Source organism: Rhodococcus sp. RDE2 (assembly GCF_020885655.1).
Lineage (GTDB): Bacteria > Actinomycetota > Actinomycetes > Mycobacteriales > Mycobacteriaceae > Rhodococcus > Rhodococcus pyridinivorans.
The window spans coordinates 989,231-1,010,735 of record NZ_AP025186.1 but is presented as its reverse complement, the minus strand read 5'-3'; the positions used below and the strand labels follow the sequence as shown (position 1 = coordinate 1,010,735).

The 21,505-nt window shown below is 69.3% G+C and carries 22 protein-coding genes; 13 read left to right on the top strand and 9 right to left on the bottom strand.

What is annotated here, in order from left to right; all coding sequences use genetic code 11:
• Positions 1-12 precede the first annotated feature (12 nt).
• From LPH33_RS04880 to LPH33_RS04860, 5 genes are all read right to left on the bottom strand, one after another.
• Positions 13-297 carry an antitoxin gene (locus tag LPH33_RS04880; RefSeq protein ID WP_016694995.1) on the bottom strand — a complete coding sequence of 95 codons (285 nt, stop codon included), beginning with the start codon at positions 295-297 and terminating at the stop codon, positions 13-15.
• A gap of 63 nt (positions 298-360) precedes the next feature.
• Entirely contained in the window at positions 361-2,838 is a 2,478-nt protein-coding gene (locus tag LPH33_RS04875) for an HAD-IC family P-type ATPase (RefSeq protein ID WP_229567298.1), read from the bottom strand.
• A 52-nt stretch (positions 2,839-2,890) separates the two neighbouring features.
• The gene (locus tag LPH33_RS04870) at positions 2,891-4,024 is read right to left on the bottom strand and encodes an MBL fold metallo-hydrolase (protein WP_160873809.1); all 1,134 of its coding nucleotides are present in this window, start codon (positions 4,022-4,024) and stop codon (positions 2,891-2,893) included.
• Positions 4,021-4,752 (bottom strand): enoyl-CoA hydratase, encoded by a 732-nt coding sequence (locus tag LPH33_RS04865; protein WP_160873808.1) that lies wholly within the window; start codon positions 4,750-4,752, stop codon positions 4,021-4,023. The genes LPH33_RS04870 and LPH33_RS04865 overlap by 4 nt, the downstream gene beginning before the upstream one ends.
• Positions 4,753-4,830: 78 nt before the next feature.
• Positions 4,831-5,220, bottom strand: a complete 390-nt coding sequence (locus tag LPH33_RS04860; RefSeq protein WP_160873807.1) for an SPW repeat domain-containing protein — start codon at positions 5,218-5,220, stop codon at positions 4,831-4,833.
• A 127-nt stretch (positions 5,221-5,347) separates the two neighbouring features.
• Here LPH33_RS04860 and LPH33_RS04855 point away from each other — a divergent pair, with 127 nt between their 5' ends.
• Together LPH33_RS04855 and LPH33_RS04850 are read left to right on the top strand one after the other, a co-directional pair.
• Positions 5,348-5,899, top strand: coding sequence for a TetR/AcrR family transcriptional regulator (locus LPH33_RS04855; RefSeq protein ID WP_160873806.1), 552 nt, complete (start codon positions 5,348-5,350; stop codon positions 5,897-5,899).
• A gap of 14 nt (positions 5,900-5,913) precedes the next feature.
• Positions 5,914-6,501: a hypothetical protein gene (locus tag LPH33_RS04850; protein WP_229567296.1), complete on the top strand. Its 588-nt coding sequence runs from the start codon at positions 5,914-5,916 to the stop codon at positions 6,499-6,501.
• Here the strand turns inward: LPH33_RS04850 and LPH33_RS04845 are convergent, their stop codons facing one another.
• From LPH33_RS04845 to LPH33_RS04835, 3 genes are read right to left on the bottom strand one after another with little or no spacing between them, the layout of a single operon-like run.
• Complete coding sequence (locus tag LPH33_RS04845; RefSeq protein ID WP_229567294.1) at positions 6,502-7,185, bottom strand: DUF2332 family protein; 684 nt, start codon at positions 7,183-7,185, stop codon at positions 6,502-6,504. It lies immediately after the preceding gene.
• Positions 7,186-7,191: 6 nt separating this feature from the next.
• Positions 7,192-7,401, bottom strand: coding sequence for a hypothetical protein (locus LPH33_RS04840; RefSeq protein WP_060652022.1), 210 nt, complete (start codon positions 7,399-7,401; stop codon positions 7,192-7,194).
• Positions 7,402-7,413: 12 nt separating this feature from the next.
• Complete coding sequence (locus LPH33_RS04835; protein WP_160873804.1) at positions 7,414-8,304, bottom strand: SPFH domain-containing protein; 891 nt, start codon at positions 8,302-8,304, stop codon at positions 7,414-7,416.
• A 131-nt stretch (positions 8,305-8,435) separates the two neighbouring features.
• On the opposite strand from LPH33_RS04835, the gene LPH33_RS04830 reads away from it, so the two are divergent.
• The 10 genes from LPH33_RS04830 (at position 8,436) to LPH33_RS04785 (ending at position 18,761) form a co-directional block, all read left to right on the top strand.
• Positions 8,436-9,566 carry an NAD(P)-binding domain-containing protein gene (locus tag LPH33_RS04830; protein WP_160873920.1) on the top strand — a complete coding sequence of 377 codons (1,131 nt, stop codon included), beginning with the start codon at positions 8,436-8,438 and terminating at the stop codon, positions 9,564-9,566.
• Positions 9,563-10,636 (top strand): S1C family serine protease, encoded by a 1,074-nt coding sequence (locus LPH33_RS04825; protein WP_145693450.1) that lies wholly within the window; start codon positions 9,563-9,565, stop codon positions 10,634-10,636. Before LPH33_RS04830 ends, LPH33_RS04825 begins: the two co-directional genes overlap by 4 nt.
• A gap of 116 nt (positions 10,637-10,752) precedes the next feature.
• On the top strand, positions 10,753-12,096 hold the full coding sequence (locus LPH33_RS04820; RefSeq protein WP_229567292.1) for an MFS transporter: 1,344 nt from the start codon (positions 10,753-10,755) through the stop codon (positions 12,094-12,096).
• Positions 12,097-12,164: 68 nt separating this feature from the next.
• Complete coding sequence (locus LPH33_RS04815; protein ID WP_145693451.1) at positions 12,165-13,802, top strand: ABC-F family ATP-binding cassette domain-containing protein; 1,638 nt, start codon at positions 12,165-12,167, stop codon at positions 13,800-13,802.
• Entirely contained in the window at positions 13,803-14,180 is a 378-nt protein-coding gene (locus tag LPH33_RS04810) for an RNA-binding S4 domain-containing protein (RefSeq protein ID WP_006551630.1), read from the top strand.
• A 69-nt stretch (positions 14,181-14,249) separates the two neighbouring features.
• A complete protein-coding gene (locus LPH33_RS04805; RefSeq protein ID WP_145693452.1) occupies positions 14,250-14,522 on the top strand; it encodes a helix-turn-helix transcriptional regulator in 273 nt (90 codons plus the stop codon).
• A 1-nt stretch (position 14,523) separates the two neighbouring features.
• Complete coding sequence (locus LPH33_RS04800; RefSeq protein ID WP_088897795.1) at positions 14,524-15,060, top strand: hypothetical protein; 537 nt, start codon at positions 14,524-14,526, stop codon at positions 15,058-15,060.
• Positions 15,057-15,947, top strand: coding sequence for an ABC transporter ATP-binding protein (locus LPH33_RS04795; protein ID WP_145693453.1), 891 nt, complete (start codon positions 15,057-15,059; stop codon positions 15,945-15,947). Before LPH33_RS04800 ends, LPH33_RS04795 begins: the two co-directional genes overlap by 4 nt.
• Positions 15,944-17,137, top strand: coding sequence for an ABC transporter permease (locus tag LPH33_RS04790; protein WP_088897797.1), 1,194 nt, complete (start codon positions 15,944-15,946; stop codon positions 17,135-17,137). Before LPH33_RS04795 ends, LPH33_RS04790 begins: the two co-directional genes overlap by 4 nt.
• Before the next feature lie 118 nt (positions 17,138-17,255).
• Positions 17,256-18,761 carry an acetyl-CoA carboxylase carboxyltransferase subunit alpha/beta gene (locus LPH33_RS04785; RefSeq protein ID WP_229567289.1) on the top strand — a complete coding sequence of 502 codons (1,506 nt, stop codon included), beginning with the start codon at positions 17,256-17,258 and terminating at the stop codon, positions 18,759-18,761.
• Positions 18,762-18,782: 21 nt separating this feature from the next.
• On the opposite strand, the gene LPH33_RS04780 is transcribed toward LPH33_RS04785, so the two are convergent.
• A complete protein-coding gene (locus LPH33_RS04780) occupies positions 18,783-19,457 on the bottom strand; it encodes a GOLPH3/VPS74 family protein (protein WP_145693455.1) in 675 nt (224 codons plus the stop codon).
• A 130-nt stretch (positions 19,458-19,587) separates the two neighbouring features.
• On the opposite strand from LPH33_RS04780, the gene LPH33_RS04775 reads away from it, so the two are divergent.
• A complete protein-coding gene (locus LPH33_RS04775; protein ID WP_229567287.1) occupies positions 19,588-21,480 on the top strand; it encodes a propionyl-CoA synthetase in 1,893 nt (630 codons plus the stop codon).
• Positions 21,481-21,505 lie beyond the last annotated feature (25 nt).

Sequence of the window (21,505 nt, the reverse complement as noted above, 5' to 3'; positions counted from 1 at the left end):
TACCTGCCGTGATCAGGGCTGACGCGGACCCGGTTGCGCTTCCGGTCCGGGACCGCCCTCGGGACCCGGCTCACCGCCCGGTCCGGGCTGCGCGCCCGGTGCGGGATTGTCGGTGGTACCCAGGTGCTGACGGGCGGCGTCCTGCGCTTTGTCGACGTGCTGGGCGTACTTCCCGCCGGTACGTCCGTCCACCTGGTCGCCGGCCTTCTCGATGAACTGGTCGGCCTTGTCGGGGTTCTTCGAGGCGTAGTCCTTGCCCTTGTTCACAAGGCCCTTCACCGAATCCATGAAACCCATCGTTCGGTCCTTCCCTCGTCGGATCGCCGTGAGGTTCGGGCGCACCCATCCGTGCGCTGCGGGTCAGTGTACGCCCGGCAGCAGATCGTCGGGGGCGGCGAACAGGCGACGGCGCTCCCCGTGCAGACGCCCCGACACCCACCACAGGGCCTCGACCAGGACGACTCCGATCAGCCCGCACGTCACCGCGATCGTCGTGTACCCGACGTTCGACGGATCGAGCGCGAAGAACTCCCGGGTGAACGGCACGGAGAACAGGATCACGTAGCCGAGCACCGAACCGGCGAGCAGCACGATCTTCCACCACTGGTACGGGCGGGCGACCACGGCGAGCACCCACAGCGCGATGATCAGCAGGGTGATCAGGGCCGAGGTCCCGGCCTGGATCTTCTGCTGCTCGGTCTGCTCCGGGCCGCCGTAGACGAGCACGTAACAGACGAAGGTCGCCACACCCACGACGACACCGGACGGAATCGCCAGTCGCATCACACGGGAGACGAAACCCGAGCGTGCCCGCTCGTTGTTCGGTGCCAGCGACAACAGGAAAGCGGGGATGCCGATGGTGAACCACGCCGCGATCGTCACGTGCCGGGGCAGGAACGGATAGGGCAACGGCTCGAAGTCGAACACCTGCGACAGCACACCCGACACGCCCACCAGGAAGGCGAGCAGCACCGAGTACACCGTCTTGGTGAGGAACAGGTTGGAGACGCGTTCGATGTTGCCGATGACCCGGCGACCCTCGGCCACCACGTAGGGCAGCGTCGCGAACTTGTTGTCGAGAAGGACGATCTGTGCGACCGCGCGGGTGGCGGGACTGCCCGACCCCATCGCGACTCCGATGTCGGCGTCCTTGAGGGCGAGCACGTCGTTGACGCCGTCGCCGGTCATCGCGACGGTGTGACCGCGCGACTGCAGCGCGCCGACCATCGCGCGCTTCTGATCGGGACGGACCCGGCCGAAGGTCGTCGAGCCTTCGACGACGTCGGCGAGTTCGTTGTCGCCTTCCGGCAGGGAGCGCGCGTCGATGGGAGACGCGCTGCCCGGCAGGCCGAGGGACGAGGCGACCGCACCGACGGCGATCGCGTTGTCGCCGGAGATGACCTTGACGTCGACCTGCTGGCCGGCGAAGTACTCGAGGGTCGGCTTCGCGTCCGGGCGCACCCGCTGTTCGAGGACGACGAGCGCGGCGGGCGTGACCGTGCCGGGTGCGAGTTCGTCGTCGACCGGGCGGTCGCTGCGCGCGAGGAGCAGCACCCGCAGGCCGCTCGAGCCGAGTTCCTCGGCGCGTCGCGCCGCCTCGGTGCCGGGGTCGAGCAGCACGTCGGGTGCGCCGAGCAGCCAGTTGCCGTGGGTGCCGTACGACTGGCCGCTCCACTTCTTCGCCGACGAGAACGGCGCGACCGCCGTGGGCTCACCCCAGCCGGGGGCGGTGGGGAACGCCTCGGCGATCGCGAGGACGCTGGCGTTCGGACGCGGGTCGTCGGCGGCGAGCGAAGCCAGGGCGGCGCGGGCCTCGTCGAGGTTGCTTCCGTCCAGGGCCTCGAGATCGGACAGGCGCATGCCGTTCTCGGTGAGCGTGCCGGTCTTGTCGGCACACACCACGTCGACGCGCGCGAGGCCTTCGATCGCCGGCAGCTCCTGCACGAGGCACTGGCGGCGTCCGAGGCGGACGACACCGACCGCGAACGCGATGGATGTCATGAGCACGAGGCCCTCGGGCACCATCGGCACGAGGGCGGCGACCATGCCGCTCAGTGCGGGGCCGAGCGACTCGCCGCTGGAGAAGAGCTGGTTGTAGATGATGAGCAGACCCGCGGGGATCATCAGGTAGGTGATGAAGCGCAGGATCTTGTTGATGCCCGCGTTCAGCTCCGACTTCACGAGCGTGAACTTGCTCGCCTCTTCCGCGAGTCGCGCCGCGTAGGCGTCGCGGCCGACCTTCGTCGCACGGTAGGAGCCGGATCCGGAGGCGACGAAGCTGCCCGACATCACCGTCGAACCGGGCACCTTGTGCACGGGATCCGACTCGCCTGTCAGCAGCGACTCGTCCAGTTCGAGACCCTGGGCCTCGACCACCTCGCCGTCGACGACCAGCTGGTCGCCGGGGCCGAGCTCGATGATGTCGTCGAGGACCACCTCGCGCGGAGCGATCGGTGCGGCGACGCCGTCCCGGCGCACGACGGGTTTCGTCTGGCTGACGATGGCCAGCTTGTCGAGGGTGCGCTTGGCACGCACCTCCTGGATGATGCCGATGCCGCTGTTCGCGATGATCAGCAGACCGAACATGCCGTCGATGATCGAGCCGGTGGCCAGCACGATCAGCAGCAGCACCCCGAGGATCGCGTTGATCCGGGTGAACACGTTGGCCCGGACGATGTCCTTGACCGATCGGGACGCGCGGTCGGGGACATCGTTGGCGAGGCCACGTGCCACACGCTCGGCGACCTGCTCGGTGGACAGCCCGGTGGCTGCGTGGTCGGGTGCGAGGACCGGAGCCTCGCCCGTTCCCACCACCGTCGTGGGCTCTTCTACTGCCATGACGAACCAGATTAGGGCACGAAAGCGAACAGCCGGTGTCGTGGCGGGTGGATCAGCTCGACGCGAGCCACCAGGGATCGAGTGCGACGGGCTTCGATGCATCGGACTTCGAGACGTCGATCCGCTGACCCGGCATCGGCACCGCCGTGATCACCTCCGACTCCCGCGCGGCGGGCAACAACCGGGTGATCGGCTCCGACCAGGCGTGGAAGGCCAGGTCGAAGGTTCCCCAGTGCACGGGGACCAGCAGACTGTCACGACGGTCGACGCCACCGAGGTCGAGATGCGTGCGGACCGCCTCCTCGGGGTTCATGTGCACGTCGGGCCATCGCCTGTCGTAGGCGCCGACGGGCAGCAACGTCAGGTCGAACGGGCCGTACGCCTCGCCGACGTCCGCGAAGCGCGGGGTGTACCCGCTGTCGCCGCCGAAGAACACCCGGCGTGTCGGGCCGGTGAACACCCACGACGCCCACAACGTGATGTTGCGCTGCAGGCCACGACCGGAGAAGTGCCGGGCCTCGGTGCACGTGATGCGCAGGCCGTCCACCTCGACGTGCTCGTCCCAGTCGAGTTCGACGATGCGTTCCTCGGCGATCCGCCAGCGGCGCAGGTGCGCGCCCACCCCGAGCGGCACGACGAACCGGACGGCCGGCTGCAGCACGGCGAGGGTCTCGACCGTGAACCGGTCGAGATGGTCGTAGTGGTCGTGCGAGATCACCACCGCGTCGAGGCGCGGCAGGGTCTGCAGTTCGACGGGCACCGGATGCAGACGCGCCGGGCCGACGGTCGGTGACGGCGACACACGCTCGCTCCACACCGGGTCGCACAGCACCCGGTAGCCGTCGACCTCCACGAGGGCGGTCGAGTGACCGAACCACGTCACGGCGAGTTCCGCCGCGTCGACCGGCGCGAGATAGGTCGACAACGGCACGTCGGCGCGAGGTCTGCCCCGCGATCCGCGGGTGATCAGGTCCTTCGCGAAACCGCCCGCTGCCTCGGGTCCGAGCACGGACGCCGGGTCGGTGTTGTGGAAACGACCGTCGCGGTAACGGGGCGACGCGGCGGCGTAGGGACGGATGTCGGAGACCGAGGCGCCGATGGAACCGGGCAGGCCGTTCACGGCGCGCGCCACCCACAGCGTGCCCGCCCCGGCGAGCACGGCCGAGACCGCGGACCGGACGTTCATCGTCCGCGGAAGATCGGGTCGCGGCGCTCGGAACGAGCGAGCCTGGCCTCCTGGGCGTCCTCACTGAGCCACGCTGCGGCGAGTGCGGCGGTCTGCTCGGGTGTGGCCTCGTCGCGGGTGCCGTCGTCGTTGAGGAACAGCTTCATCGCGTTCAGCGACAGCGGCGCGAGCTTCGCGATCTCGTGCGCCCAGGCCTGGGCGTCGGCTAGATCGCCGATGCGGTTGGCGAGCCCACGCGCGAGGGCCTCCTCGGCGTGCACGGGTTCGGCGGCGAGGAAGACCGTGCGTGCCGGACCGCCGCCGATGAGCGAGGCGAGACGGCGGACCGTCCAGCGGTCCACCGAAATACCCAGGCGCGCAGCAGGAACCGAGAAACGCGCGGTGGGCGCCACGACTCGCAGGTCCGACGCGAGCGTCAGCTGGGTGCCGGCACCGATGGCGGGGCCGTTGACGGCCGCGATCACCGGGATGGGGGCCTCGACGATGGTGCGCAACATCTCGGCGAGGCTGTCGGTGAACCCTTCGGCGTAGACGTCGCCGGACAGATCGGCACCGGCGCAGAAGCTCGAGCCCCGCCCGGTGATCACCATTGCGCGCGCGTCGTCGGCCACGGCCTTGTCCACGGCTTCGCGGATCTCCACGCACAACTGCGTGTTGAGCGCGTTCCTGCGTTCCTCGCGTTGCAGTTCCACGGTCACGACGTCGCCGTCGCGGCTGATCCCGATCATGTGTCGCCCCATCCCTTCGTCACCGAACACCCCGCATCATTCCACCTGCCCCGCGCGTGTGGGTGAGGCGCCGGACCGTCAGGCGCGGCCGGTCGGCGCGTAGCTCTCACGTTCCCACCGCTCGACCTCTTCGGTCACGTTGTCGGCCTCGTCCGAGAGATACGCGATGGCACCGAGAATCATGATCGACGCACCGGAGACCCACGCGATCCAGGCGGCGCCGTCGCCTGCGAACCGGCCGACCCACGGTGAGACGAGCATCGCCAGACCCACCACCGACAGAGCCCAGTGATCCTTCGTGGGATCGCGCGCGACCAACGACCACAGCGCGAAGATGCTCGCCAGAGCCCCCAGACCGAGGGTGGCGCCGCGCCCGGGCTCGGTGGTCTCGACCCAGAACGACGACGACACGGTGAGCAGACCGAGAAGCAACGCGATTCGTCCTGCCCAGGACGCGTGAACGGACATTCCGAAACCTCCTGACAGCGAAACGCTACATGTAGTGTAGCTACAGACACTGTATCGACGTTCCGATTCGAATGCCATGCTTCGATGGAGCGGCCGACCCGACACCCGACAGAAGAGGCCGAAGGCGATGGACGCCGCGACGACACCCTCACCCGAACAGCGGATCGCCGACACCGTGCTCCTGCTGCTGCGCACGAAAGGGCCGAAGGCCGTCACGATCGAAGCGGTCGCGAACGTCGCCGGCATGGCCCGGACGACGATCTACCGCAGGTACCGAGATCGCAGCGAGATGCTGAAGGCGGTGATGGAACCCCTCACCCGACCGGCACCCCCGGAACCGGAGGCCACGGCCGAAGAGCTCCTGCGGTGGGTGGTGGAGCAGTCCCGCCTCTCCGTCGACGAGGGCATCGGGCTCGGTGGGCTCGCGGCGCTCGTCACCGAACAGGAACCGTGGTTCACCGAGCTGATGCGATCTCTGTTGATGCGCCATCGGCAGATGCTCGCCGAGGCCATCCGACGCCACTGCGACGACGGAACCGTCTGCGCCGATCTCGATGTGGAGACCTTCCTGGACTGCGTGGTCGGAGCCTACTTCGCCGAGCAGGCGCGCCGCGGCGAGGTGGACGAGGACTGGCCCGCTCGCATCACGCGAACCCTGCTACCGACCTTCGCCGCCTGATGCCGGATCAGGTCGTGCGGGACACTCGCAGCGCAGTCGACGTCACCGCTCGCGTCCTCACGGAGGTCGGGGCGCCCTGGGTGATCAACATCGTCGGGTCGGTGGTCTTCGGCATCGGTGTCGGCGCCCCGGGCTGGGGCGTCTTCGTCGCGATGATCGCCGGGGTGATCCCGATGGGGCTCATCCTCACCGGGATGCGACGCGCCCGGATCGGCGACCATCACGTCACCCGGATCGACGAGCGGCACGCGCTGATCGTCGCCATCCTTGGCGTGGTGGTCGCCGGACTGGTGGTCCAGATCGTCGCCCGGGCTCCGATCGAGACGATCGCGTTCACCTCGGCCGGTGTCGCCGCCCTCGGTGTCGCCGGGATCATCACGAGCCTGGCGCACTGGAAGGTCAGCGTGCACACCGGCGTCGGAGCCGGTGTGAGTGCGGTTCTGGCACTGGCTCTCTCGCCGTGGTGGCTTCTGGGACTGGTGTTCACCGCCGCCGTCGGCTGGTCGCGTGTGCATCTCGGAGACCACACCCGCGGGCAGGTCGTCGTGGGGGCGGTCGCCGGTGCACTCGCCGCCGGACTCACCTACGCCCTGATCGCCTGATCAGTGAAACCAGTCGAGAATCCGGCCCCGCGACCAGCAGCGCGCCACCGCATCCACCCGATGCTCGGCGCCCTCGTACAGCGCGATGCCGACGATGCTGTGGCCGGAGGCCGGACGATCACCGAGCGTCGGGACCGACGGCGCGACACCCACACCCTCGGCCGACACCCATGCGACCGTTCGTCCCGTGGCCGCCTCGCGAAGGCGGTCGACGAACGACGGGCGCCGCGGAATCGCCAGACGCGACAGAGCCCAGGTGGTCGTCACGACCGGCAGGGCATCCTCGGGTACCGCCGCGATCGCCTCGTGCAGCAGCTCCACGACGTCACCGCAGAACCGGACGGGTGGGTCCTCGGCGAGCAGGGCGTCCTCGACGTCGGGGCGGTGGCGCGTCACAGCGACGCGCGCGACCACCGGAGGCATCGCACGGTCGGGAACCGACCCGCCGTGGACGATCGAACAGCTCTCCTGCACAAGAGAATCCGGGTCGCCCAGGAGCACCCCGTCGCTGTAGGTGATACCCACGCGGTCGACGCACAGGTTCAGCGCCGCGGGGCGTCCCACGTCGATCAGACCGATCGCGGTCGCGCCTACGCGATGGGCCGCCTCGACAATCGCGGGATAGAGCACCGCGTAGCGACCCGTCTCGTCGGTGGCGCCTCCCCGTCGTGCCGTGCCGGCCATCTCTGTTCACTCCTCGTCGTCGGCATCGGCTCGCGGACGGCCCGGTCCGCGTATGCGCCCCACCTCGCGCGGCATCCGCCCGGCCTCGGTGAGGGCCCGCCGGAGCAGGAACTCGATCTGGGCGTTGGTGCTGCGCAACTCGTCGGCAGCCCACCGCGCGAGCGCGTCGTGGACTGCCGGGTCGAGGCGCAGCAGCACCTTCTTACGTTCGGCCATGCCGCATGATCCCTACTGGTACAGCGATCCCGTGTTGAGGACGGGCTGAGCACTCTGGTCTCCACACAACACGACGAGGAGATTCGAGACCATCGCGGCCTTGCGTTCCTCGTCGAGTTCGACGGTGTGCTCGGCCTCGAGGCGGGCCAGGGCGGTGCCGACCATCGAGACGGCACCTTTGACGATCTGCTCGCGGGCGGCGATCACGGCGCCGGCCTGCTGACGTCGCAGCATCGCCTGGGCGATCTCGGGTGCGTAGGCGAGCTGGTTGATGCGGGTCTCGATGACGCGGATACCGGCGGACTGCACGCGGTCGTGGACCTCGGCCGAGAGCTTGGTGGTGATCTCGTCGGCGTTCTGACGCAGCGACATCACTTCCGGCGCAGCGTCGTACGGGTACGAACCGGCGATGTGGCGGACCGCGGCCTCGGTCTGGACGGCGACGAACTCCTCGAAGTCGTCGACGTCGAAGACGGCGCGCGCGGTGTCCTCGACCTGCCACACGATGACCGCCGAGATCTCGATGGGGTTGCCGTCGGCATCGTTGACCTTGGCTCTGCCCGTCTCGTGGTTGCGGATGCGGGTGGAGATCTTGCGGCGGGTGTTGAGCGGGTTCATCCAGCGCAGACCGGGTTCGCGCAGGGTGCCGGTGTACGAGCTGCCGAGGAGCTGGAGGACGCGGGCCTCGTTCGGTTCGACGAGGACGAGTCCGGCGAGTGCCACGAGGGCAAGCACGACGATGACGCCACCGGCGACGATCAGCGGGACGGTGACATCCACCGCTCCCCAGCCGATCAGACCGGCGCCGACGGCGATCACGACCAGGGCGGCGATCAGCACCGACCAGCCGTTGGACGAGCCGCCCGGCCGCTCGACGGTCACGGGCGATTGCACGACATCCATGTTCCTACCTCCCAGAGTCAAAGCGATATTAAAGTGATATCACATTTCTACGGCTGCGGACAGCGTTCCTTCCGCGCATCGGCCGCGATCGCGGCATGATGAAGGACAACGATCCGAGAGGGAGGCTCGCGATGCTCGCCGACGAGGCACTCGATGCGGCCGAGATACAGACCGCCGATGCGACGCCGGTCGACATCGTCGTGATCGGAGCCGGGCAGGCCGGTCTGTCGACCGCCTACTTCCTCACCCGCTTCGGAGTCGCACCCGAGACCGGATTCGTCGTCCTCGACCGCTCGTTCGGCCCCGGCGGCGCATGGCAGGACCGCTGGCCGTCATTGACACTGAGCACCGTCAACGGCGTCCACGACCTGCCCGGCCTCGCGTTCGCGGACGTCGTCGACACCTCCGCGGGTGAGGTTCCGGCGGCCTCTGCGGTACCGCAGTACTACGCCGCCTACGAGAAGGAGTTCGACCTTCCCGTCCACCGCCCCACCACCGTGCGGGTCGTGTGCGACCGCGGCGAGCGACTGCGCGTCGAGACCGAATCGGCCGTCTACGCGGCACGCGGCATCATCAACGCGACCGGCACCTGGGAGCGCCCCTTCGTCCCGTGGTATCCCGGCGCTGCACGCTTCACCGGACGCCAACTGCACACCAAGGACTATCGAACGGCCGAGGACTTCACCGGGCAGCACGTACTCGTCGTCGGTGGCGGCATCTCCGCGGTCCAACTCCTGGACGAGATCTCCCGCGTCACCGAGACCACCTGGGTGACGCGACGCGAACCTGCCTGGAGCGAGGAGCCTTTCACTGCCGAGCGCGGTCACGCTGCCGTCGCGCTCGTGGAGGATCGGGTACGACGCGGACTGCCACCCGGATCGGTCGTCTCCGTCACCGGGCTCCCGCTCACCCCGGCGCTGCGGGCAGCGCGCGAACGCGGCGTGCTGGAGCGGTCCCCGATGTTCTCCGAGATCACCGAGACCGGCGTGCGGTGGAGCGACGGCCGGACACTCGACGTCGATGTCATCCTGTGGTGCACCGGATTCCGGAGTTCCCTCGACCACCTGGCGCCGTTGTCGTTGCGCAATGCCGGTGGCGGCATCACGATGGACGGCCGGCTCGCGACCCGCGTCGCGAAGGATCCGCGCATCCATCTCGTCGGCTACGGCCCGTCGGCGTCCACGATCGGGGCGAACCGCGCCGGTCGCGCCGCGGCCCGGGAACTGCTCGACCATCTCACCGGCGAGGTGCCGCAGCAGTGAGCGGGCGGGGCGGATCGGTGCTGCTGGTCGCGCTCGCGACCACCGCCAGCCTCGTCGCATCGGCACCGGCCCTGGTCGACGTCATGCTCCCTCCCCCACCGCCGGCGCCGGTCGCTCCTCCCCCGACGCCGTTGACCGCCGACGAACTCACCGCGCGCACCCTGCCGGTCGTCGTGACGATCGACGCGAGCGCGGGATGGACGGGCATGACGGGCACCGGGATCGTGATCACCCCCGACGGCACGGTCGTCACGAACCATCATGTGGTGAGCGGAGCCACCGACATCAGCGCGGTCAGCGGTGCGGACGGCCTGATCTACGACGCGGAGGTCCTCGGCTACGACCGCGAACGCGATCTCGCCGTCCTGCGCCTCGGCACCGCGAGCGACCTCCCGGCCGCCACGATCGCCGAGGACCTGCCGCCGGTGGGGAGCCGGGTCACGGCCTTCGGCAACTCCCAGGGCGGTGGGGTCGTCGTGGCGACCCCCGGCACCATCGTCGAGTTCGACCGCAACGTGGTGGTGCGCGACGCCACGGACGGTTCACGTCACCGCCTCACCGGGATGATCCGCACCGATGCCCCGATCCGGCCGGGTGATTCCGGCGGGCCGCTCGTCGACGAGTACGGAACGGTCGTGGGGATCAACACCGCGGGCGCGGTGCAGCGGAACACCGACACCTCGCCCGACACGACCCCCGAGGCGTACGCCGTGCCCATCACCGAGGCGATCACCGTCGTCGAACAGGTGCGGACGGGAGTGAGCGAAGGGTCGGTGCACGTGGGCCCGACGCCCCGGCTGGGCGCGAGCGTCACCACCGCCCGCAAGGACGGGCAGGATCTCGGGGCCGAGGTGCTGTGGGTGTCCTACGACAGTCCCGCCTATCACGCCGGTCTCGACGCCGGCGACGTCGTGGTGTCCTTCGACGGGGAGCGCGTCTCGTCGACCGGGGAACTCGAGGAACGTCTGCTCCGTCACCGTCCCGGCGACGTCGTGTCGATCGAGTGGACCACCGAGAACGGTGAAAGGCGTTCCGCCGACATCGTTCTCGAATCCGGACCCGCACGCTGACGGCGACGCCCACGGAAAATCGGTTGATCGGTCACCCGAGGGGCGAAGACACTTGACCTCGAGTCGCCTCGAGGTCGCAAGATCTCATCGGACCGTCCGACGACCGGGGGAACGCGATGAGCAACCACACCGCATCACCGACGCACCGGCGTCCGCGCCTGGCGCGCGGGCCCGTGCGGCCGTTCGCTCATCCGCAGTACCGCCTGCTGATCCTGGCGCTCGCCGCGGGACTGCTGTCCGTGGGCACCTGGCTCATCGCGGTGGTGTGGCAGGTCGTCGAGATGGGTGGTGGTCCGGCCGAACTGTCCTCGGTCGCAGTGGGGCCTGCCGTGGGCATGCTCCTCGTCGCACTTCTCGGGGGTGTGCTCGCCGATCGGATCCCGCAGCGCACCCTGCTCCTCGCGACGTACATCGTCCGGGCGGTGCTGGTCGCGGTGACGGCTGCGCTCGCCGTGAACGGATCGATCGCCTTCTGGCATCTCACCGTCGTGGGTTTCGCACTCGGGCTCGCCAACGGTGTCCAGTTCCCGGCCTATTCGGCACTGTTGCCGTCCATCGTCCCGCCGCAGGACCTGCTCGCCGCCAACGGTGTCGAGGGTGTGCTCCGGCCGACGCTCGTGCAGGCGGCTGGTCCGGCGGCGGCGAGCGCCGTCGTGGCGGCCTCGTCCCCCGCCGTCGCCATGTGCACCGTCGCGCTCCTCGAGGTGGTCGGGGCATTGTGCATCCTCGCGATGCACCCGACCGTGGTCCGCTGCGACGACACGCGGACCGGAGGGTCGAGCAGATTCCGTTCCGTGCTCGACGATCTCGCGGAGGGTGTGCGGTTCACCGTGCGCACGCGGTGGTTGCTCGGAACGCTCCTGTTCGGGTCCGTCGCGGTCTTCTGCGTGCTGGGACCGATCGAGGTGCTGATCCCGTTCGCGATCCGCGAGGCGACCGGGGGCGGGCCGTTGCAGCACGCGATGGTGATGGCCGGTTTCGGTGTCGGTGGGGCAGTCGGGTCGATGCTCGTGGCGTCGCTGCGGCTGCCGAGGCGCTATCTCACCGTCCCGCTTCTGATGTGGGGGCTGGGCTGCGTCCCCCTCGCCGTCATCGGGGTCTCCGGGTCGGTACCGATCATGATCGCCGCGGTGTTCGTCGTCGGCGCGCTGTTCAACGCCGGATCCGTCGTGTGGGGAACGCTGCTGCAACGGCGGGTGCCCGCGCACCTGCTCGGTCGGGTCTCGAGTCTCGACTTCTTCGTCTCGATCGTGTTCATGCCGCTGTCCATGGCCGTGGCCGGGCCGCTGGCCCTCACGGTCGGGCTCGCGCCGACCTTCGCGATCGCCGGGTTGGTGCCGGCCGTCGCCGCGGTGATCGTGATCGTCGCGGCCCGGACGCGGCGCGACGAGATCGACAATCCACTCGACGCCGTCCCGGTGGGCGACGATGGGATCGTGCCCGCGGAGTGCGGCGGCTGAGGGGCCGCTCGTGGCCGGTACCGACCCGCGCCGGACCTCGGATTCGTCGCACCCGGGATACTCGGAGCGTGAGCGCAACACTTCGTATCAACGGCCTGTCGGCCTCCCGCGGGGAACGTGTCCTGTTCGACGGACTCGATCTCACCGTCGCACCGGGCGACGTGATCGGCCTCGTGGGCGCCAACGGCGCCGGGAAATCGACGCTGCTCACGACCCTCGCGGGGGTGGGCGACGCCGATGTCACCGGCTCGGTGATCCTCAGCCCGCCCGACGCCACGATCGGCTATCTCGCGCAGGAACCCGAGCGGGTGCCGGGCGAGACGATCCTCGGCTTCCTCTCCCGGCGCACCGGTGTCGCCGAGGCCGAACGCGTCATGAACGACGCCGCCGAGCGACTCGGCGACTCCGACGAGGACGAGTACACCCCGGCGCTCGAACGGTGGCTGGCGCTCGGCGGGGCCGACCTCGCCGAGCGCGCCGAGAAGGTGATCGACGACCTCGGCCTGGAAGCGGGCCTCGACGCTCCGATGACGGCGCTCTCCGGTGGCCAGGCCGCCCGCGCCGGGCTGTCGGCACTGCTGCTGTCGCGCTACGACGTGCTCCTGCTCGACGAACCGACGAACGACCTGGATCTGGCCGGCCTCGAACGACTCGAACGCTTCGTGGACGAGACACGCACGGCATTGGTGGTCGTCAGCCACGACCGCGAATTCCTCGCGCGCACGGTGACGGGCATCGTCGAACTCGATCCCGTGCAGCAGCAGATCTCGGTCTACGAGGGTGGGTACGAGGCGTATCTCGTCGAGCGCGAGGTGGCGCGCCGACACGCGCGTGAGCAGTACGAGGAGTTCGCCGACACCAAAGCGCAGCTCGAGGAACGCGCCCGGATGCAACGCAACTGGCTCGAACACGGCGTCCGCAACGCGCGCCGCAAGTCCAAGGACAACGACAAGATCGGACGCAAGCATCGCGCGGAGGCCACCGAGAAGCAGGCGGCGAAGGCGCGTCAGACGCAGCGGCGCATCGAGCGGCTCGACGTCGTCGAGGAGCCGCGCAAGGAATGGGAACTGCGCATGTCCATCGCCGCCGCCCCGCGCAGCGGCACGGTGGTCGTAACCCTCGACGAGGTCGTCGTCCGGCGGGGCGACTTCGTCCTCGGGCCGATCACCACGCAGGTCGAGTGGGGCGACCGCATCGTCGTCACCGGCCCGAACGGCGCCGGGAAGTCTACGCTGCTTCGGTTGCTGCTCGGCACGATCGAACCGGATACCGGTCGCGCGTCGCTGGGGTCGGGTGTTCTCGTCGGCGAGATCGATCAGGCCCGCAGCCTGTTCGAGGGGGACGAACCGCTGGTCGAGGCGTTCGGGCGCAACGTGCCCGACTGGCCGGACGCCGACGTGCGGACCCTGCTGGCGAAGTTCGCCCTCAAAGGGCACCACGTCCTGCGGACGGCGTCGTCGCTGTCGCCGGGCGAACGCACCCGCGCGGGACTCGCACTGCTGCAGGCACGCGGCGTCAATCTGCTGGTGCTCGACGAACCCACCAACCACCTGGATCTGCCGGCGATCGAGCAACTCGAGCAGGCCGTCGACAGTTTCGAGGGAACCCTACTGCTGATCACGCACGATCGCCGCATGCTGGAGACCACACGGACGACACGTCGATGGATGCTCGACGACGGGAAGCTGAGCGAGGAGTTGATGTAGATGGGTGGAAGCGTGCGCGTGGACAGCTGGACGTGGTCGGTCCGGCTGTTCAAGACCCGGTCCGCCGCGGCGAGCGCGTGCCGCGCCGGGCACGTCCGCGTCGACGGTGTGACGGCCAAGCCGTCGACGCCGGTGACGATCGGAGCCGAGGTCCGCGTACGCGCGCACGGAACGGAGAAGATCGTCGAAGTCACCCAGCTCGTGAACAAGCGCGTGGGTGCACCGATCGCCGCGACCGCCTACATCGATCACAGTCCCCCGCCTCCACCGAAGGAGATCCTCGCGGCGCTCCCCCGCCGCGACCGCGGGGCGGGCCGTCCGACGAAGAAGGAACGCCGCGAACTCGACCGTCTCCGCGGTTTCGCCGACGACGACTGACAACACTACGACATATCGATCCATCCTCTCCCATTGACAAAGCGTTGGGTTTTCACAACACTTTGTTCCATGAGTCCGGTACGTCGTGGGGAAGCTCTCCCCATCTACAACCGCATCCGCGTCCTGCGCGCGGAACGCGGACTGAGCCGCGCGCAACTGGCCGAACTCGTCGAGGTGAACCCGCAGACCGTCGGCGCCCTGGAACGAGGCGACCACTACCCGAGCCTCGATCTGGCCTTCCGTATCTGCGATGTCTTCGGACTGCCGGTCGAAGCCGTCTTCTCCCGTACCGAGTTCACGCCGTTGTCGACCGAGCTGTACAAGCCTCGAAAGGAGGCCTGACGTGTCCACCGCCTCACTGATCGACCGTTACGAGCACTACCGCACCCGCCGGTTCCTCGAGAACGAGAAGCTCACCTCCGGGTGGCTGCCGAACTGGCGCACGCAACATCGCCGTCGCATCCTCGCCGGCACAGTGGTCGCACTCATCGGCGCTATGTTCGTCACCGCCGTCGCGTCGTACTTCACGATCATGGTCTCCCTGGTGTGGCTGCCGGTCGTTCTCGCGTTCCTTCCCGCGTGGACCTGCCTGCAGATCGTGTCGGGGAGACAGTCCGACGCGCCCCGCCACGCCCTCGACGAACGCGAGATCACCGAACGCAACAGCGCTCGTTCGATCGGATTGTCGGTGGCACAGGCGCTTCTGCTGGTCCCCATCTTCGTCCTGCTCTTCGGCGCCTCGATCGACTCCCTCGACCACCAGGCCCTCGCGTACTCGATGGGTGGGTTCGCACTCGCCTCGATCCTGTTCAGCGGTTGCCTGCCCGCCGTTCTGCTCGCCTGGACCCGCCCCGACGACGATCCGGAGGACCTGCTGTGACACTGACGATCGACAATCTCTCGAAGCGCTACGGCGACACGGTCGCTCTCGACGGCGTGAGTTTCGAAGTCCGCCCCGGCGAATTGTTCGGTTTCGTCGGCAGCAACGGCGCCGGCAAGACCACCACTATGCGGATCACCCTCGGCGTCCTGGCCGCCGACTCCGGCGAGGTCCGCATCGACGGGAAGCCGGTCGACCTCGAGATGCGCCGCAACATCGGGTACATGCCCGAGGAACGCGGCCTGTATCCGAAGATGAAGGTCGGCAAGCAGTTGTCCTATCTCGCTCGGCTGCACGGCCTTTCGAAGTCGGAGGCGTCGGAGGCGGTGCAGCGGTGGACCGAGCGGCTCGGCATCGCCGAACGTCTCGGCGACACCGTCGACGCCCTGTCGCTCGGCAACCAGCAGCGCGTACAGCTCGCCGCGGCCCTCGTGCACGACCCGACGGTCCTCGTCCTCGACGAGCCGTTCTCCGGCCTCGACCCGGTGGCGGTCGACGTCATGAGCGACGTCCTGCTCGAGAAGGCGAAAGAAGGTGTGCCGGTGGTGTTCTCGAGCCACCAGCTCGACCTGGTCCAGCGCCTGTGCGACCGCGTGGGCATCATCGGCGCCGGCCGGATGCGCGCCGTGGGCACCGTCGACGACCTGCGGTCCAAGGGCGACGCGCTCCTCGTCGTCCACGCGCCGCAGGCACCCCGCGGGTGGGCGCACGGCCTGCCGGGCGTCACCCACGCCGAGTACGAGGACGAACGCACCGTACTCACCGTCACCCCCGGCGCCGACGACCAGCTGATCCTCAAGGCGGCCCTGGCCACCGGCCCGGTCCACGAGTTCTCGCTCCGACGTCCGTCCCTGACCGAGCTGTTCCGAGAGGTGGTTTCCGCATGAGCGCCCCGTTGAGCAACGCCCGCGCGGTCGGTCTCGTCGCGTCTCGCGAGTTCGTCACGCAGGTCCGGAAGAAGAGCTTCCTGATCAGCAACGCGATCATCCTCGTCGCGATCGTCGTCGGCATCGTCGCCACCTCGGTCCTGTCCGGCGGCGACGACGACCGGCCCACCGTCGGAGTGGTGGGCGCACCCGCGCTGCAGACGACGATCGAATCGCTCGGCGAGACCGTCGGCACTCCGCTCGAGGTCTCCGGCGTTCCCGACGCCGCCACCGCCCGCGAGCAGGTGTCCTCCGGTGATCTCGACGTCGCGCTCGTCCCCGGCGACGGAGCGTCCGTCACGGCGATCACCGAATCGGAACTCGACACCGACGTCCGCGCGGTCGTCGAGGCCGCTGTCGTGCAGCAGGCCCAGGTCGCCGCGCTGACCGACCGTGGCGTCGATCCCGCCGCGGTCGCGGCCGACGTGTCCGCGGCGACCGTGACCGTCGAGGCCCTCGACCCGCCGGATCCCGAACAGGGACAACGCATCATCCTCTCGATCATCGCCGTGGTCCTGCTGTACATGCAGATCCTGATGTTCGGCATGTACGTCGCGATGGGTGTCGTCGAGGAGAAGTCCTCGCGGGTCGTCGAACTGCTGCTGTCCACGCTGCGTCCGCTGCAGTTGTTGTGGGGCAAGATCGTCGGCATCGGCGCGGTCGGGCTCCTGCAGCTCACCGCCTACGGTGTGGTCGGTGTCGGCACGGCGCTCGCCACCGACACCCTCACGATCACCGGTACCGCCCTCGGCGTGCTCGCCGGCACCCTCGGCTGGTTCGTGCTCGGCTTCGCGTTCTTCGCCGTCCTCTACGCGGCGGCGGGGTCGATGGTGTCGCGGCAGGAGGACGTCAACTCCACCTCGGGTCCGCTGGTGATGCTGATCCTCGCGATGTTCTTCGCGGCGTTCTCGTCGGTCGACGATCCCGAGGCGGGATGGAGCACCACGCTGAGCTGGATCCCGCCGTTCTCGGCGATCCTCATGCCGCTGCGCATCGCGGCAGGGGTGGCCACGCCGGTGCAGATCGTCGGCACCATCGCGCTGATGGTCGCTGCCATCGCGGTGCTCAGCGTGATCGCCGCGCGCATCTACCAGCGGTCGATCCTGCGCATCGGCCGGACGGTCACGTGGAAGGAAGCGCTCGGCCGATAGCCGATCCCGCAACGAGGGGGAGGATATGTGCGGTGTGTCGCAAGAACACGCACATGTCCTCCCCCTCGTTCGCGCCGTTATAGGTTGACCTCGACGGACGAGGACAGGTGGAGGCGACGTGGCCGGTGGCAGGATCTCGGCGCAGGAGTTCATCGACAAGGTGCTCGACCCGGGAAGCTTCGTCTCCTGGGACGTTCCGCCGATCGATGTCGGGGCGGGCGAGAAGTACCTCGCCGATCTGGAGCGGGCCGCCGAGAAGTCCGGGGTCGACGAATCCGTGCTCACCGGTTCGGGCACCGTCCACGGCCGCCGGGTCGCTCTGATCGTGTGCGAATTCTCCTTCCTCGCAGGCTCGATCGGTGTCGCCGCCGCCGAGCGCATCGTCACTGCCGTCGAGCGTGCGACCTCCGAGGGACTACCTCTGCTCGCGTCGCCCACCTCGGGTGGCACCCGCATGCAGGAGGGCACCCTCGCCTTCGTGCAGATGGTGAAGATCGCCGCCGCCGTCGCCGCACACAAGGCCGCCCACCTCGGCTATCTCGTGTACCTGCGCAACCCGACGACCGGTGGGGTGTTCGCGTCGTGGGGGTCACTCGGGCACGTCACCGCCGCCGAACCCGGCGCGCTCGTCGGGTTCCTCGGCCCGCGCGTCTACAAGGCGCTCTACCAGGAGAACTTCCCCGAGGACGTCCAGACCGCGGAGAACCTGTACCGCAAAGGCGTGATCGACGGGGTCGTGCCCCTCGGCGGTGTGCGGCAGGTCGTGCACCGGTTGCTGCGCGTACTCGTCGAGGGCAACCGGCCCGAGGTGACGTCGAGTCCGGCGATCACCACCGTCGACGACGTGCCCGACATCCCGGCCTGGCAGTCGGTGATGCTCAGCCGACGGCCCGAACGGCCCGGTATCCGGCAGTTGCTGCGTCACGCCGCCTCCGCGCAGGTCCCCTTGTCCGGGACCGGTGAGGGCGAATCCGATCGCACCGTCCTGCTCTCCCTCGCCCGGTTCCGGGGCGTGTCGTGCGTGATGTTCGGCCAGGACCGCGCGGGACAGTCACCCGAACGCACGATGGGGCCGGGAGCACTGCGCGAGGCCCGCCGCGCGATGCGTCTCGCCGACGAACTGCGCCTGCCGCTCGTGCTCGTCATCGACACCCTCGGTGCCTCGTTGTCGAAGGAGGCCGAGGAGCGCGGGCTCGCACCCGAGATCGCCCGCTGCCTCGCCGATCTCGTCACCCTGCCCACCCCGACGGTGTCGGTGCTGCTCGGTCAGGGAACCGGCGGCGGCGCGCTCGCCCTTCTGCCCGCCGACCGGGTGCTGTGCGCACAGCACGGCTGGCTCGCCCCGCTCCCGCCCGAAGGTGCCAGCGCGATCGTGCACCGCGACACCACCCACGCACCGGCCATGGCGCACGATCAGGGGATCCGCTCCCGCGACCTGCTGCGCAACGGTGTCGTCGACGCGGTCGTCCCCGAGCATCCGGACGCCACCGAGGAACCGGTCTCGTTCGTCAAGCGGATCGGTGCCGCGGTGGCCCGCGAACTCGCGATCCTCACCGACGAGCCCGCGGAGGACCGCTGCCGGCGACGGATCGAGCGGTACCGGAATCTCGGCCTGCCCTCCTGACCGTCGCCGGCGCGATCCGGATCAACTCGAACCCGCCACCGCTCCGCCGGCCGCGACGGCGGCCATCATGGCCGCGTTGACGGACGCGACGGCGTCACGCACCGCCTTGGCCGCCCACTCGCCCTGCGCGATCTCCTTCGCCCGTTTCTTCACTGCCCGCTTGTCGGCGTCCGGGAACACCTTCGGCGCCGCATCCGCGGCCGACAGCAGCGCGATCAGCGCCGCGGTGCGTGGCTCCGGGGTCAGGCCGTCGATCAACGCCGCGCGGATCAGGTCGCGGACGCGCTGCTCGTGGGTGGAATCGATCGCGGGCCACTTCTTCGTCGGGAACACCCCGAGGATCTTCCCGCGCTCCTCCGAGACCCAGCCCTGCTCGACGACCCGAGCGAGAAGCTTCTCCTGCAGGCCCTTCTGCAATTTCTCGATGGCCGCCGTCGGTTTCAGCGGCCTGCCCGAGCCGAGCCGCTCGACCGCCTCGGCGAGGATCGGATCGGCGGGTCGTGCCTCGGTGCGTATCGCGATCCGCCCCTTCTTCACCTGCTTGCCCTCCGCGTCGACCGCCACCACGTCGTCGAGGGCGAGTTGGAGGAGCACCGCACCCGCGAGGACGCGGGGCAACTTCACTCCGTCGACGACAGGCTTTCCCGATTCGTCGTCGAGAAGCAGGAGCAGCAGGTCTTCCGCGATCGAGGTCATGCGGCTCAGGGTAGGCACTTCGTCCGTTCGTCGCGTGGTTGTGTCCGTCCGACGCAGACCTGCAGCCACCCCCTTGCAGGTCACATAGAGTGGTTCGGGCCACAACCGCCGTCGAGGAAGGACACGAACGATGGGCTCGTACGAGGAGGCGTTCCGCCGGAGCACCGAGGATCCGGAGGGATTCTGGCTCGAGGCCGCCCGCGCGGTCGAGTGGGAGAGCGCGCCGACGCGAGCCCTCGACGACTCGGCGGCACCGTCGTACAAGTGGTTCCCGGACGGCACCCTGAACACCAGCGTCAACGCCCTCGACCGGCACGTGGACGCCGGGAACGGCGACCGCCCGGCCCTGATCTGGGATTCGGCGATGGTCCCGGCCAAGCGCACCTACACCTACGCCGAACTGCTCGACGAGGTCGCGAAGTTCGCCGGTGTGCTGCGCGACCAGGGTGTCGCGGCCGGCGACCGCGTGATCGTCTACATGCCGATGATCCCCGAGGCCGCCATCGCGATGCTCGCCTGCGCCCGCATCGGGGCGGTGCACTCGGTGGTGTTCGGCGGGTTCGCCGCGAAGGAACTCGCGACCCGCATCGACGACGCCACGCCGGTCGTGCTCGTCACTGCTTCCGGTGGTCTCGAACCCGGCCGCACCATCGAGTACCTGCCGATCGTCGAGCAGGCGATCGGTCTGTCGCCGACCCCGCCGCACACCGTGATCGTGAAGAACCGCGAGCAGATCCCCGGCTCCGCGGCCGATTACCAGACGTCCTCGGCGGCGTGGTTCGACTGGGACGAACTGTGCGCCGACGCCGCCCCTGCCGAGCCCGTGACGGTCGCGGCGACCGACCCGCTCTACATCCTCTACACCTCCGGCACCACCGGGAAGCCGAAGGGCGTGGTCCGCGACAACGGTGGGCACGCCGTGGCCCTGACGTGGTCGATGCGCAACATCTACGACATCGACCCGGGCGACGTGTGGTGGACCGCCTCCGATGTGGGCTGGGTGGTCGGCCACTCCTACATCGTCTACGGTCCGCTGCTGGTCGGTGCGACGACGGTGATGTACGAGGGCAAGCCCGTCGGCACCCCCGATGCGGGTGCGTTCTGGCGGATCATCGCCGAGAACGGCGTCAAGGCCCTGTTCACCGCCCCCACTGCGATTCGCGCTGTGCGCAAGGCGGATCCGAACGCCGAGGAATTGAAGAAGTACCCCATCGACTCGCTGCAGACGCTCTTCGCCGCCGGTGAGCGCCTCGACCCCGACACCTACCACTGGGCGACGAAGGTGCTCGACCGCCCGGTCGTCGACCACTGGTGGCAGACCGAGACGGGCTGGGCGATCGCCGCCAACTTGCGCGGCCTCGAGGCGATGCCGCTCAAGGCCGGCTCCCCCACCGTCCCCGTCCCGGGATACCGGGTCGAGATCGTCGACGGAGAAGGCAAGCCCGTCGATCCGAACACCGAGGGCAACATCGTCATCCGCCTGCCGTTGCCGCCGGGCACGCTCGCCGGCCTGTGGCAGGACGACGACCGGTATCGCCGCTCGTACCTCGACACCTTCCCCGGCTACTACCTCACCGGCGACTCGGGCTACGTCGACGAGGACGGCTACGTCTTCGTCCTCGGCCGGTCCGACGACGTGATCAACGTGGCCGGGCACCGGCTCTCGACCGGCAGCATGGAGGCCGTGGTGGCGTCGCATCCCGCCGTCGCCGAATGCGCCGTGGTGGGCATCCGCGACGAACTGAAGGGCCAGCGTCCGTCGGGCTACGTGGTGCTCAAGGCCGGTGTGGAGATCGATCCCGAGACCCTGCGTCAGGAACTCGTCACGATGGTCCGCGACCAGATCGGTGCGGTCGCGACCTTCCGCGACGTGACGGTGGTCCAGGCCCTGCCGAAGACGCGCTCCGGCAAGATCCTCCGCAAGACCATGCGGCAGATCGCCGACCACGAGGAGTACACCGTGCCGTCGACGATCGAGGACCCCGCCGTGCTCGACGCGCTGAAGGAACAGCTCGGCGGCTGACCGACCCCGACCCGCACGGATCGGC